Origin of the sequence: Acidovorax sp. JMULE5 (genome assembly GCF_013376875.1) — a bacterium.
GTDB lineage: Bacteria > Pseudomonadota > Gammaproteobacteria > Burkholderiales > Burkholderiaceae_C > Acidovorax > Acidovorax facilis.
Map to the genome: position 1 here is coordinate 1,225,144 of NZ_CP035951.1, position 12,713 is coordinate 1,237,856.

12 protein-coding genes are annotated in these 12,713 nt (G+C 64.9%); 5 read left to right on the forward strand and 7 right to left on the reverse strand.

The features are described 5' to 3' along the window. Window positions 1-62 precede the first annotated feature (62 nt). Complete coding sequence (locus EXV95_RS05575; protein WP_176886114.1) at window positions 63-671, forward strand: glutathione S-transferase family protein; 609 nt, start codon at window positions 63-65, stop codon at window positions 669-671. 24 nt (window positions 672-695) lie between these two features. On the opposite strand, the gene rng is transcribed toward EXV95_RS05575, so the two are convergent. From rng to EXV95_RS05610, 7 genes are all read right to left on the reverse strand, one after another. Further along, window positions 696-2,183 carry a ribonuclease G gene (gene rng, locus EXV95_RS05580; protein WP_176886115.1) on the reverse strand — a complete coding sequence of 496 codons (1,488 nt, stop codon included), beginning with the start codon at window positions 2,181-2,183 and terminating at the stop codon, window positions 696-698. A gap of 30 nt (window positions 2,184-2,213) precedes the next feature. Continuing rightward, complete coding sequence (locus EXV95_RS05585; protein ID WP_176886116.1) at window positions 2,214-2,828, reverse strand: nucleoside triphosphate pyrophosphatase; 615 nt, start codon at window positions 2,826-2,828, stop codon at window positions 2,214-2,216. 96 nt (window positions 2,829-2,924) lie between these two features. Further along, window positions 2,925-3,392: a 23S rRNA (pseudouridine(1915)-N(3))-methyltransferase RlmH gene (gene rlmH, locus EXV95_RS05590; RefSeq protein WP_010458753.1), complete on the reverse strand. Its 468-nt coding sequence runs from the start codon at window positions 3,390-3,392 to the stop codon at window positions 2,925-2,927. Between the two features lie 56 nt (window positions 3,393-3,448). Further along, window positions 3,449-4,336 (reverse strand): ribosome silencing factor, encoded by an 888-nt coding sequence (rsfS, locus tag EXV95_RS05595; protein ID WP_176886117.1) that lies wholly within the window; start codon window positions 4,334-4,336, stop codon window positions 3,449-3,451. Between the two features lie 194 nt (window positions 4,337-4,530). Next, entirely contained in the window at window positions 4,531-5,499 is a 969-nt protein-coding gene (gene hemF / locus EXV95_RS05600; RefSeq protein WP_176886118.1) for an oxygen-dependent coproporphyrinogen oxidase, read from the reverse strand. Between the two features lie 142 nt (window positions 5,500-5,641). Further along, window positions 5,642-6,919: a phosphoribosylamine--glycine ligase gene (purD, locus tag EXV95_RS05605; protein ID WP_055395980.1), complete on the reverse strand. Its 1,278-nt coding sequence runs from the start codon at window positions 6,917-6,919 to the stop codon at window positions 5,642-5,644. A 231-nt stretch (window positions 6,920-7,150) separates the two neighbouring features. Next, the gene (locus EXV95_RS05610; protein WP_010458745.1) at window positions 7,151-7,870 is read right to left on the reverse strand and encodes a YebC/PmpR family DNA-binding transcriptional regulator; all 720 of its coding nucleotides are present in this window, start codon (window positions 7,868-7,870) and stop codon (window positions 7,151-7,153) included. A gap of 71 nt (window positions 7,871-7,941) precedes the next feature. Here EXV95_RS05610 and EXV95_RS05615 point away from each other — a divergent pair, with 71 nt between their 5' ends. The 4 genes from EXV95_RS05615 (at window position 7,942) to EXV95_RS05630 (ending at window position 12,606) form a co-directional block, all read left to right on the forward strand. Then, window positions 7,942-9,462: a helicase HerA-like C-terminal domain-containing protein gene (locus EXV95_RS05615; RefSeq protein WP_176886119.1), complete on the forward strand. Its 1,521-nt coding sequence runs from the start codon at window positions 7,942-7,944 to the stop codon at window positions 9,460-9,462. Between the two features lie 191 nt (window positions 9,463-9,653). Further along, window positions 9,654-10,460 carry a hypothetical protein gene (locus EXV95_RS05620; protein ID WP_176886120.1) on the forward strand — a complete coding sequence of 269 codons (807 nt, stop codon included), beginning with the start codon at window positions 9,654-9,656 and terminating at the stop codon, window positions 10,458-10,460. Window positions 10,461-10,626: 166 nt separating this feature from the next. Beyond that, complete coding sequence (locus tag EXV95_RS05625) at window positions 10,627-11,469, forward strand: enoyl-CoA hydratase-related protein (protein WP_176886121.1); 843 nt, start codon at window positions 10,627-10,629, stop codon at window positions 11,467-11,469. A gap of 144 nt (window positions 11,470-11,613) precedes the next feature. Continuing rightward, the gene (locus tag EXV95_RS05630) at window positions 11,614-12,606 is read left to right on the forward strand and encodes a threo-3-hydroxy-L-aspartate ammonia-lyase (RefSeq protein WP_055401172.1); all 993 of its coding nucleotides are present in this window, start codon (window positions 11,614-11,616) and stop codon (window positions 12,604-12,606) included. The last annotated feature ends 107 nt before the right edge of the window (window positions 12,607-12,713 follow it).

Here is a 12,713-nt window from a genome sequence, read left to right on the forward strand (position 1 = left end):
ACTGTCCGCAATGGTTCTTACAGTGGCACCACCTTTTTTTCCACCACCCCAAGGAGCTTCTTATGTCCGTCGTCCTCTACTGGTACCCCCAGTCCAGCGCCACCCCCATCGCCTGCGCTCTCGCCGAGCTGGGCGTGCCGCACGAACGCGTGAAGATCGATATCCTCACCGGCGAGCAGCGCCGCCCGGAATACCTGGCCCTGAACCCCAACGGCAAGGTGCCCACCTTGACCGTGGACGGCGCCCCCATGTTCGAGGCCCTGGCCATCCACCTTTGGCTGGGCCATCGCTTTGGCATTGAGCGCGGACTGTGGCCCGCTGCGGGCACGCCCGAGGCGCTGCAGGCCCTGTCGTGGTGCACCTGGGCGTATGTGACCTATGGTGCGCTCGTGGGACGCCTGCATGTGGCAACCCAAGGCGAAGAGGTTTGGCGCAACGCCGCCCAAGCAGAAGCCCTCCTGCGTCAACTGAGCGAGTTGCTGGCGGTGCTGGACGCGCGGCTGGCTGCGCAGCCCTGGATGCTGGGTGCCGACTATTCGCTGGTGGATTTAGTAGTGGGCTCGGTGCTCGGCTACAGCCTGTACCTGGGCGCCCCCGTCAACGCGCACCCGCATGTGCAGGCCTGGCTGGCGCGGGTGCAGGCACGCCCGGCGATGCAGATCGACGCTTGAAGACGGCGCGCAGAACGATGGGCGCTACAGCAGCACGATGTCGTACTGCTCCTGCCCCATCGCGCTCTCGGATTGCAGCGAGATCGGCTTCTTGATGAAGTCCGAGAGACCAGCCAGGTGCTGGCTTTCCTCGTCCAGGAACAGCTCCACCACGCGGGGCGACGCCACCACGCGGAACTCGCGCGGGTTGAACTGGCGGGCTTCGCGCAGGATCTCGCGCAGGATGTCGTAGCACACGCTGCGCGCGGTCTTCACGCTGCCCTTGCCCTGGCAGGCTTCGCAGGGCTCGCACAGCATATGGGCGAGGGATTCGCGCGTGCGCTTGCGCGTCATCTCGACCAAACCCAGTTGCGAGAAGCCACCTGCCATGGTCTTCACGCGGTCGCGGGCGAGTTGCTTTTTGAACTCCGCCAGCACGGCCTGCTGGTGGTCGTCCCGCACCATGTCGATGAAGTCCACGATGATGATGCCGCCCAGGTTGCGCAGGCGCAGCTGGCGGGCAATGGCCTGGGCGGCTTCCAGGTTGGTCTTGAAGATGGTGTCGTCGAAGTTGCGCGCACCCACATAACCACCGGTGTTCACGTCGATGGTGGTGAGCGCCTCGGTCTGATCCACGATGAGGTAGCCGCCGGATTTGAGATCGACCCGACGGCCCAGGGCCTTGGCGACCTCTTCGTCGATGGAGTACAGGTCAAAAATCGGCCGTTCGCCCTTATAGTGCTGCAGCTTGCCAGCGGCGGCCGGCATGAATTCCACGCCAAACGCGCGCAAGCGCTGGAACTGCTCCATCGAATCGAGCCGGATGGTCTGGGTGTGGTCGCCCGCCAGGTCACGCAGCACGCGCTGCAGCAAATCCAGGTCCTGGTGCAGCAGCGACATGGCGGGCAGCTTGAGCGATGCCTCCTTGATACGCGCCCAGGTCTTGCGCAGGTAGGCGATGTCTTCGGCCAGCTCGGCATCGGTCGAATCTTCGCCGTTGGTGCGCAGGATGAAGCCGCCGCCACCGCCGGTGGATTTAACGCCCACCAGCGCCTGCAGCCGCGCACGCAGCGCATCGCGCTCGGCAGGCGGAATCTTCTGCGACACGCCCACATGGTCGTCCTGCGGCAAAAACACCAGCAGGCGGCCCGCCACACTGATCTGCGTGGACAGGCGTGCGCCCTTGGTGCCAATCGGGTCCTTGATGACCTGCACCATGAGCGCCTGGCCTTCGAACACCTGCTTTTCGATGGGCACCTGCGGCTCGTTCTTGCGGGCGAATGCGGGCGGCTCGCCATCGGGCTGGCGCTGCCACACGTCGGCCACATGCAAGAAGGCCGCGCGCTCCAGGCCGATGTCGATGAAGGCCGACTGCATGCCCGGCAGCACGCGCGACACCTTGCCCAGGTAGACATTGCCCACCAGGCCGCGCTCCAGCGTGCGCTCGATGTGCAGCTCCTGCACGGCGCCGTGCTCCACCACGGCCACGCGGGTTTCCTGGGGCGACCAGTTGATCAGGATGTCTTGTTGCATGGCGTTGTTGTTGTCTGTTGTTGCTGTCGCCTAGATGGCGAAACCTGCCGCGCGCAGCAGCTGTGCCGTCTCGTACATCGGCAGCCCCATGATGCCCGAATAGCTGCCAGCCAGGTGCTCCACATATGCAGCAGCCCGGCCCTGGATACCGTAAGCCCCGGCCTTGCCCAGTGGCTCACCCGTGGCCACGTAGGCCTCAATCTGCGCGGTGGTCATGGCTGCAAAGGTCACTCGGGATATGGACAGCGCGCTCAGGCGCTTGGGGCCCACCTGCAGCGCCACGGCGGTGAGCACGCGGTGCTCGTGGCCCGCCAGCTCGGCCAGCATGCGCGCGGCATGGAGCGCGTCGTCGGGCTTGCCGTAGATGGTGCGGCCGAGGGCCACGGTGGTGTCAGAGCACAGGATGGGCGCATCGGGCAAACCACGACGAGCGCGCCGGGCCACGGCAGCGTCGAGCTTGAGGCCCGTCACGCGCTCCACATAGGCCGTGGGCGCTTCGCCGGGCAGCACCACCTCGATGGCTTCGGCGTCTTCGGGCTCATCGCCGTCGACATTGGGCAGCAGCAGTTCGTGGCGCACTCCCAGCTGTTCGAGCAGCTGGCGCCGACGGGGGCTTTGGGAGGCAAGGTAGATGAAGTCAGGCATGAACAGATTTTGATTAAAAATCGGCTCTAGCGCTTACCCATCAAGCGCTAGCAGCTATAAAAAATATAGTATTCCACCCACACCCCGATCCAGGCCTCATTCTCGGTGGTAGGGGTGCCCGGCATTCACCGACCATGCGCGGTACAGCTGCTCGATGAGCAGCACCCGCACCATGGCGTGTGGCAAGGTCAGGTCCGAGAGGCGAATGCGCTCATGCGCGCCCTGGCGAAAGGCCGGGTCCAGCCCGTCGGGGCCGCCGATGACCAGGGCCACGTCGTCACCGCCCAGCTGCCAGCCCTTGAGGCGCTCGGCCAGGGCCTTGGTGGTGAGGTTGGTGCCGCGCTCATCCAGCGCCACCACGCGCGTGCCACGGGGGATGGCCGCCTCGATGCGCTCGCGCTCGGCCGCGTAGAGCGTCTCCAGCGTCTTGGAGCCGCGCGGTTCGGTCTTGACGGCTTTGAGTTCGACCTTGAGCTCCGGCGGAAACCGCTTGGCGTAGTCGTCGTACGCCGTCTGCGCCCAGTCGGGCACGCGCTGGCCCACGGCCACGATCAGCAGCTTCATGGCAACTCAGGCGCCGTGCGCGGGTGCAAATGCTCGTCGATAGGCCGAGGCTGCAATCACTTGCGGCCCGGTGCCCTCTTGGCGGCGGGCTTGGCGGCTGCTCCGCCGCGTGCGGGTGCGGGCTTGGCACCGGTCTTGGCTGCGGCAGCGGTCTTGCTGCGGGGGGCCGATGGCTTGACGACCACGGTCTTGACCGGTGCCTTGGTGGCTGCGGGCTTCTTGGCGGCAGTGGTTGGCTTTGCGGTTGCCTTGGCCGGTGCGGCCTTGGCAGTGCTGCTGCTTTTTGCGGGCGCCTTGGCTGGGGCTTTGGCGATGGTTTTGGCAGGTGCTTTTGCGGTCGTCTTGGCTGCGGGTTTGGCAGCAGATTTGGCAGGAGCGGCAGCGGACTTGGCAGCTGTTTTGGCAACGGCCTTGACCGTGGCTTTGCCCGACCGGGCGGGTACCGCAGGTGCTGCTGCCTTCTTGGCGGGTGCCTTGCCAGCGGCCTTGGCGTCGGACTTGGCAGCCTTCTGGGCTGACTTCTTCTCGGCCAGTTCGGTGGCGGCGCTGGAAACAGGCTTGGCGGCGCCCAGCTTCAGGCGCACAGGCGTATCGCCCCACAGCTCTTCCAGGCGGTAGTACTGGCGGATGGCGGGCTGCATGATGTGCGCCACGGCGGCGCCGCAGTCCACGATGATCCATTCGCCGTTGTCTTCGCCTTCGATGCGCGGCTTGGTAAAGCCAGCGTCCTTGACCGCGTCGCGCACGCTGGCGGCCAGGGCCTTGGTCTGGCGGTTGGAGGTGCCCGATGCCACGATCACCCGTTCAAACAGCGGCGAGAGATGCTCGGTGTTGAAGACCTGGATGTCTTGCGCCTTGACGTCCTCCAGTCCATCAACGATGGCGCGCTGGAGTTTGGTAACGTCTTTTTTGGCGGCGGTTTCCGATTTGGTGGAGGTGGTCATCAGGCGGTGATTAGAGAGGAAGTGGAATCAATATAGCGTGCAACGCAGCGCGCAACCAGTGGGGCTGCGCCTTGGGTGTTGCGCAGCTGTTGCGCGTTGGCGCTGCGTCAGTTTGAGGTGTTTTTGGCCTCTTGCGCTGGTGTGAAAAGCGCGGGCAGCTATTGAAATTATAGCTTTTGCGCTTTTCAAGGCTTTCAAACCGCTGCAGCAGACTCGCCAGCCAGCCAGTCGCGCCGCACCAGAAAGCGCTGCGTGAGATCAGCTTCGGCGGAATCGGCCGCATCAGAACGCTGGTACGACCACGCCACCAGCGGCGGCATGGACAGCAAAATGGACTCGGTGCGCCCACCCGACTGCAGGCCGAAATGCGTGCCCCGGTCCCAGACCAGGTTGAACTCGACATAACGGCCGCGGCGGTAGAGCTGGAAGTCCCGCTCGCGCTCGCCGTAGGGCGTGCCCTGGCGCTTTTCCACGATGGGCAGGTAGGCCTTAAGGAACGCGTCGCCCACCGACTGCGTCATCGCCAGGCTTTGCTCAAAGCCCAGCTCGGAGAAGTCGTCATAGAACACTCCACCCACGCCTCGCTGTTCATTGCGGTGCTTGAGGAAAAAATACTCGTCGCACCATTGCTTGAAGCGCGGGTACTTGTCGTCGCCGAAGGGTGCCAAGGCATCACGGCAGGTGCGGTGAAAGTGCACCGCGTCTTCCTCAAAGCCGTAGTACGGCGTGAGGTCCATGCCACCGCCAAACCAGCAGGTCGGCGCCTGGCCGGGGTGGCCGGCGGCGATCATGCGCACGTTCATGTGCACCGTCGGCACATAGGGGTTACGGGGGTGGAACACCAGCGACACGCCCATGGCCTCGAAGGGTGCGCCCGCCAGCTCGGGCCGGTGCTGCGTGGCCGAGGGTGGCAGCTGGGGGCCGCGCACATGGCTGAAGCCGCAACCCGCGCGCTCGAACACGCGGCCGCCTTCCATGATCTTGGTGATGCCGTCGCCTTGCAGTTGCTCCCCGGGAGGCTTGCTCCAGGCGTCGGCCAGAAAGCGTGCACCGCCCTCGCCTTCAACGGCTTCCAGCGCATCGGTGATGCGCGCCTGCAGACCCTGCAAGTAGCTGCGTACGGTCGCCACGGTAGTGGCCGGATTCAATCCAGGTTGTTGCATTTCAGTTATCCATTGCCATCGGCGCCATGCGCTGCCGGTAAAACTGGCGCGACACGGGCCAGGGACGCCAAGCAAGTGCCGCACCGCAGCGAGGGCGTCGTCCCCCTGTGGGGGAAGGCGCCGCAGGCGACTCAGGGGGGAGCTATTTCACCGCGCGGAAGCCAATGTCCCGGCGGTACTGCGCGCCATCAAACTGGATGCCGCGCGCCACGTCATAGGCACGCTGCTGCGCCTGCTTGACGCTGTCGGCCAGCACCGTCACGCACAACACTCGGCCGCCCGTCACGCTGACCACGCCATCTTTGAGCTGCGTGCCCGCGTGGAACACCACGGCATCGTCCGCCTCGGCTGGCAGGCCGGTGATGGGGTCGCCCTTGCGCGGGTTCTCAGGGTAGCCGTGGGCGGCCATGACCACGCCCAGTGCGGTGCGGCGGTCCCATTGCAGTTCCATCTGGTCGAGCTTACCGTCAGCGGCAGCGGCCATCACGTCGCTGAAGTCGCTTTTCAGGCGCATGAGGATGGGCTGCGTCTCGGGGTCGCCCATGCGGCAGTTGAATTCGAGCGTCTTGGGCTGGCCCTTGGCGTCGATCATCAGGCCGGCATACAGAAAACCGGTGTAGGGAATGCCATCCTTTTCCATGCCCCGGATGGTGGGCAGGATGATCTCGCGCATGGCGCGGGCATGTACATCGGCCGTGACCACTGGCGCGGGCGAATACGCACCCATGCCGCCGGTGTTGGGGCCTTCGTCGCCGTCCTTCAGGCGCTTGTGGTCCTGGCTGGTGGCCAGCGCCAGCACGTTCTTGCCATCGCACAGCACGATGAAACTGGCTTCTTCGCCTTCGAGGAACTGCTCGATCACCACGCGCGCGCCACCTTCGTTGTGCGTCACGCCGTATTTGTTGTCCACCAGCATGAAGTCCACGGCATCATGGGCCTCCTGCAGCGTCATGGCCACGACCACGCCCTTGCCCGCCGCCAAGCCGTCGGCCTTGATGACGATGGGGGCGCCCAGGCGGTCCACAAACGCGTGGGCCGCAGCGGGGTCGGTGAAGGTGTCGTAGTCGGCCGTGGGGATGCCATGGCGGCGCATGAAGGCCTTGGAAAAGGCCTTGGAGCTTTCGAGCTGGGCAGCAGCCTTGGTGGGGCCGAAGATGCGCAGGCCATTGGCACGGAACTCATCGACCACACCCGCCGCCAGTGGCGCTTCGGGGCCCACCACCGTCAGTGCGATCTTTTCGGCCTGCGCCCACACACGCAGTTCGCGCACGTCGGTGATGGCCACGTTCTCGAGCTTGGAATTCAGCGCGGTGCCGCCATTGCCAGGCGCCACATACACCTTGGTCACCTTGGGGGACTCGCTCAGTTTCCACGCCATCGCGTGTTCACGGCCGCCGCCACCAATCACAAGTACTTTCATAGGAACCTTTGGTGAACCTCTGCTTGGCACTACGCCACAGCTCAGGGGCTCGTAAAAAAAAACTCTATCGCGACTGATCGCGCTGCTCGCTACATACAAAACCGTTGAAACTGGCACGACCCAAGCCCGTGCCCCCGCGCAAGGGCCGCCCCGCCGCGCTGGGGGCGTCCCCCTCCCGCAAGCGCAGCGCAGCGAGAGAGGGGGAAGCGGCGCAGCCGCTCAGGGGGAGCTTCACAATGCAGCGTTGTGGTAGACCTCCTGGGTATCGTCCAGGTCCTCCAGCACATCCAGCAGCCGCTGCATGCGCGCCGCGTCGTCGCCCGTCAGTTCGATGGTGTTTTCAGGCCGCATGGTCACGCCCGCCACTTCGGGCGTCAGGCCTGCGGCTTCCAGGGCATTCTTCACGGCTTCAAAGTCGGCCGGGGCGGTCAACACCTCCACTGCGCCGTCGTCGTCGGTCACCACGTCTTCGGCCCCCGCCTCCAGCGCCACTTCCATCACCTTGTCTTCGCTGGTGCCGGGGGCAAAAATCAGTTGGCCGCAGTGCTTGAACTGGAAAACCACCGAGCCCTCGGTGCCCATGTTGCCACCGTGTTTGCTGAACGCGTGTCGTACTTCGGCCACGGTGCGCACGCGGTTGTCGGTCATGGTGTCGATCATGATGGCCGCGCCACCAATGCCATAGCCCTCGTAGCGGATTTCCTCGTAGGTCAATCCCTCGGCGTTGCCCGTGGCCTTGTCGATGTTGTATTTGATGCGGTCGGCGGGCATGTTGGCCGCCTTGGCCTTGTCCACCGCCAGGCGCAGGCGGGGGTTGGCTGACAGGTCGCCGCCGCCCGAGCGGGCAGCCACAGTGATTTCACGAATGATGCGGGTCCAGATCTTGCCGCGTTTTTCATCCTGCCGCCCTTTGCGGTGCTGGATATTCGCCCATTTGCTGTGTCCTGCCACGAGAAGTCCTTTTGTATTGATTTAATCTACTGACCGCGATTTTACTTTTGACTCCACCCGGAACCTCCGCCATGGCCGAACCCCTCCTGATTGCCAAGCACGACACCATCGAATGCCACCTGCTGCCCGGCCTGGCCAACCGCCACGGGCTCATCACCGGAGCTACCGGCACCGGCAAGACCGTAACCCTGCAAACCCTGGCAGAAAACTTCTCTCGCATTGGCGTGCCGGTGTTCATGGCCGACGTGAAAGGCGACCTGACCGGTGCCAGCCAGCCCGGCAAGATTGGCGACAAGCTGGCCGCCGTGCTCAAGGAGCGGGGTCTGGAGATACCCACGCCCCTGGCCTGCCCCACCACGTTGTGGGACGTGTTTGGCGAACAGGGCCACCCCGTGCGCGCCACGGTGTCGGACATGGGTCCGCTGCTGCTGGGCCGCATGCTCAACCTGAACGAGACCCAGTTGGGCGTGCTCAACCTGGTGTTCAAGATTGCCGACGACAACGGCATGCTGCTGCTGGACCTCAAAGACCTGCGCGCCATGCTGCAGTACGTGGGCGACAACGCCAAGGAGTTCACGACCGAATACGGCAACGTGAGCGCCGCCAGCGTGGGCGCCATCCAGCGCGGGCTGCTGCAGATTGAGCAGCAGGGCGGCACGCAGTTCTTTGGCGAGCCCATGCTCAACATCCAGGACTTCATGCAGACGGTGGATGGCCATGGTGTGGTCAACATCCTGGCCGCCGACAAGCTCATGAACTCGCCGCGTCTGTACGCCACCTTCCTCTTATGGATGCTGTCTGAGCTGTTCGAGCAACTGCCCGAAATTGGCGACCCAGAGCAACCCAAGCTCGTGTTCTTCTTCGACGAGGCCCACCTCTTGTTCAACGAGGCGCCCAAAGTGCTCATCGAGCGCATCGAGCTGGTGGTGCGCCTAGTGCGCTCCAAGGGCGTGGGCGTGTACTTCGTCACGCAGAACCCGCTCGACATCCCCGACAGCGTGCTGGCCCAGTTGGGCAACCGCGTGCAGCACGCGCTGCGCGCCTTCACCCCGCGCGATCAGAAGGCCGTCAAGGCCACGGCCACCACCATGCGGCAAAAGCCGGGCCTCGATATCGAGACCGCCATCACCGAATTGGCCGTGGGCGAGGCGCTGGTGAGCTTCTTGGATGCAAAGGGCCGCCCGAGCATCACCGAGCGCGTGTTCGTGCTGCCACCCGGCAGCCAGCTCGGCCCCATCACAGCGCAGCAGCGCCAGGTGCTGGTGGCCAACTCGCTGGTTGCGGGCGTGTACGAAAAGGTGGTGGACCGCGAGTCGGCTTACGAAAAACTCAAGGGCCGCGCCGCCGCAGCCAGTGCCCAGGCACCTGCCAATGGCAAAGGTGCACCCGCCAACACGGAAGACAGCGGCGGCGGCCTGATGGGCGGGCTCAATGACGTGCTGTTTGGCAGCACCGGCCCGCGCGGCGGCAAACGCGACGGCTTGGCCCAGACCATGGCCAAGTCAGCGGTGCGCACCATGGGCACCACCATTGGCAAGGAAATCCTGCGCGGGGTGCTGGGCAGCATCTTCGGAGGCAGCAAGCGCCGTTGAACACAGGGGAGCACAGATTCCGCCCCTCCCCTGCTCAGCGCCTCCAAGCGCGGCACCAACACGGCAGCTTCGGCATGCGATGGTGCTGCGGGTAACCCCCGCGTGACCATCTGGCGACACCACCCAAAGTGTCATCAATCAGTCACCAAACAGCCGTGAAATCGCCACACAACAACAAAAAAGGAGGGACGATGAAGCGCATCGAAAACGTTCTGCTGTGGTGGGGAAGCAAGGTCGTGCTGCTGGCGATTGCCGTGTGGGTGGCCGCCATCGTCGGGATCTTCGCGGGCGCCTGGCGCCTGCGGTGGCCCTGGATTCTGTATTTTTTGGCCACAGTCATCATCACCGCCCTGGTGATCCAGTGGACCAATGCGGTGCGCCAGCGCTATATCCGCGAGGCCCCCCTGCCCCGCTTTCTGCAGCGCAAGCTGCGCGAAACCTACCCCCACCTGAGCACCCGCGACTGCGAGCTGGTCGAACGCGGCCTGCGCCAGTTCTTCATGGCCTGCCTGCGCGGCAACAAACAGTTTGTGGCCATGCCCTCCAAGGCGGTCGATGCGCTGTGGCATGAGTTCATCCTGCACACCCAGGCCTACAAAGCCTGGTGCGACAACGCCCTGGGTTTCTTTTTGCACCACACCCCCGCCGAGGCGCTGGGTAAAAAGGCGCGCCACAACGATGGCCTGCGCCGCTGCTGGTACTGGGTATGCAAGGAGGAGTCCATCGACCCCAAGGCCCCCAGCCGCCTGCCCCTGCTGTTTGCGCTGGATGCCAAGTTCGCCATTGCCGGCGGCTTCTCCTACGTGCCCGACTGCTCCGACATCGCCCGCAAAAGCGACGCGGGTGGCAGCGGGGGCAACAGCTACTGCGGCACCAGCTTCTCGGACGGCAGCTACAGCGGCAGCTCGGGCGACTTTGGCGGCGCCGAAAGCTCGGATGGAGGTGGAAGCGACGGCGGAGGGGATGGCGGCGGCTGTGGTGGCGGGGGCGGCGATTGACAGACTTTGCCTGCAGAGACGTCCGCCGCCCGTTCTGCGCCTGCGCGCAAAAAACTCCTGTTTTTATAGCTTCCAACGCTTACCAGATAAGCGCTGGTAGCCAAAATCGCTCAAAGTCACCCAGGCGACGACCCGACCTGCATTCACCGGTCTACAGTGGCACCCCATGAACACCCTCACCTGCTTTTCCCTCAGCATCACCGACCACGTGGCCCATCTGGTGCTGAACCGTCCCGAGGCCATGAACACCATGCACCCCACCTTCTGGCGCGAGCTGGACGAGGTGCTGGCCCAGCTCAACAAGGCGGGCGAAGCGCGGGCGCTGGTCATCAGCAGCACCGGCAAACATTTCAGCGCAGGCATGGCACTGGAAACCTTTGGCGGCGCCATCACCATGGACGACCAGAGCCCCGAGGGCCGCGCCGCCATCTTTGACCTGCTGACCGACATGCAGGGCACCTTCACCCGCATCGAAAGCCTGCGCATCCCCGTCATCATGGCCATCCACGGCGGCTGCATCGGCGGCGCGGTGGACATGGTGACGGCCGCCTGCATCCGCTACGCCACGGCCGACGCGTTCTTCTGCATCCAGGAGATCAACATCGGCATGGTGGCCGACGTGGGCACGCTGCAGCGCCTGCCCAAGCTGATCCCGCTGGCTGTGGTGAAAGAGCTGGCCTACACCGGCCGCCGCCTGAGCGCAGCCAAGGCCCTGGGCTACGGCCTCATCAACGAAGTGTTCGAGACCCAAGAAGCAATGCTTGCCGCCGCGCTGCAGTGCGCGCAAGAGATCGCCAGCAAGCCGCCCGTGGCCATCTGGGGCACCAAACAGGCCGTGAACTACGCCCGCGACCATTCGGTGGAAGACAGCCTGCGCCAGATGGGCTGGCTGCAAGGCGCCATCTGGAGCAATCAGCATGTGCGCGAATCGGTCACGGCGATGAAGCAAAAGCGCGCGGGCGACTTCCCGGCACTGACGCCGCTGCAACGGTTCAGCGAGCTGGGCTGACCCGCCATCCACCATCAAAATCTATAGCTGCTCGCGCTTGCCACACAAGCGCGTAAGGCCATTTTGGCTTGAAACCACGCGGCAACCCGCTATCATCCGAGGGCTGAAGGGGCAAGCGTTTGCCCCGCCACCAGGGATGCCGCCATGACCTTGCCCAGCCTCACCCCGCCCACCTACGACGACGTGGCCGCCGCCGCGCACCGGCTCAAGGGCATGGCGCACCACACGCCGGTGCTGCGCTCCACCACCGCCGACGACCTCCTGGGTGCGCAACTGTTCTTCAAATGCGAGAACCTGCAGCGCACCGGCGCCTTCAAGTTCCGGGGCGCCTTCAACACCCTGGCCCAGTTCACCGATGAGCAGCGCGAGCGCGGCGTGCTGGCCTTTTCGGCCGGCAACCACGCGCAGGCCATCGCGCTGTCGGCCCGCATGCTGGACATGCCCGCCGTCATCGTCATGCCCGCAGACGCGCCCGCCTCCAAGATGGCGGCCACACGGGCCTACGGCGCCCAGGTCGTCACCTACGACCGCTACACCGAAGACCGCGAAGCCATCAGCCGCCACCTGGCGCTGGAGCGCGGCATGACGCTGGTGCCGCCGTTTGATCACCCGCACGTCATTGCGGGCCAGGGCACCGCCGCCAAAGAACTGTTTGAAGAAGTGCCCGACCTGGACTACCTGTTTGTCTGCGTGGGCGGTGGCGGCTTGCTGGCAGGCAGCCTGCTGGCCGCGCAGGCCCTGGCACCCCAGTGCCGCGTGGTGGGTGTCGAGCCCGAAACGGGCAACGACGCCCAGCAGTCACTGCGCGCCGGGCACATCGTGCGCATCCCCACGCCCCACACCATCGCCGACGGCGCGCAAACCCAGGCGCTGGGCGAGCTCACCTTCCCCATCATCCGCGACCATGCCGAAGACATCATCAGCGTGAGCGACGAACAGCTCATGCAATCCCTGCGCTTCTTTGCCGAGCGCATGAAGATCGTGGTGGAGCCCACCGGCGCCCTGGCCTATGCGGGTGCGCAGGCCTTCTCGGGCGCTGACAACGGAGGCAAGCTGCTGCACGGTGAGCGCGTGGGCGTTCTCATCAGCGGCGGCAACGTCGACCTGGCGCGCTATGCGCGGTTTCTGGCGGACTAGTGTGGTGTTGCACGCTTGACGGCACATTGAAAACCAATGGATTTTTGGTCAGGGCAAGGCGCAAACCACAGCGATACCCGTAGGTATCGCGAGGATTTGCAACGCAG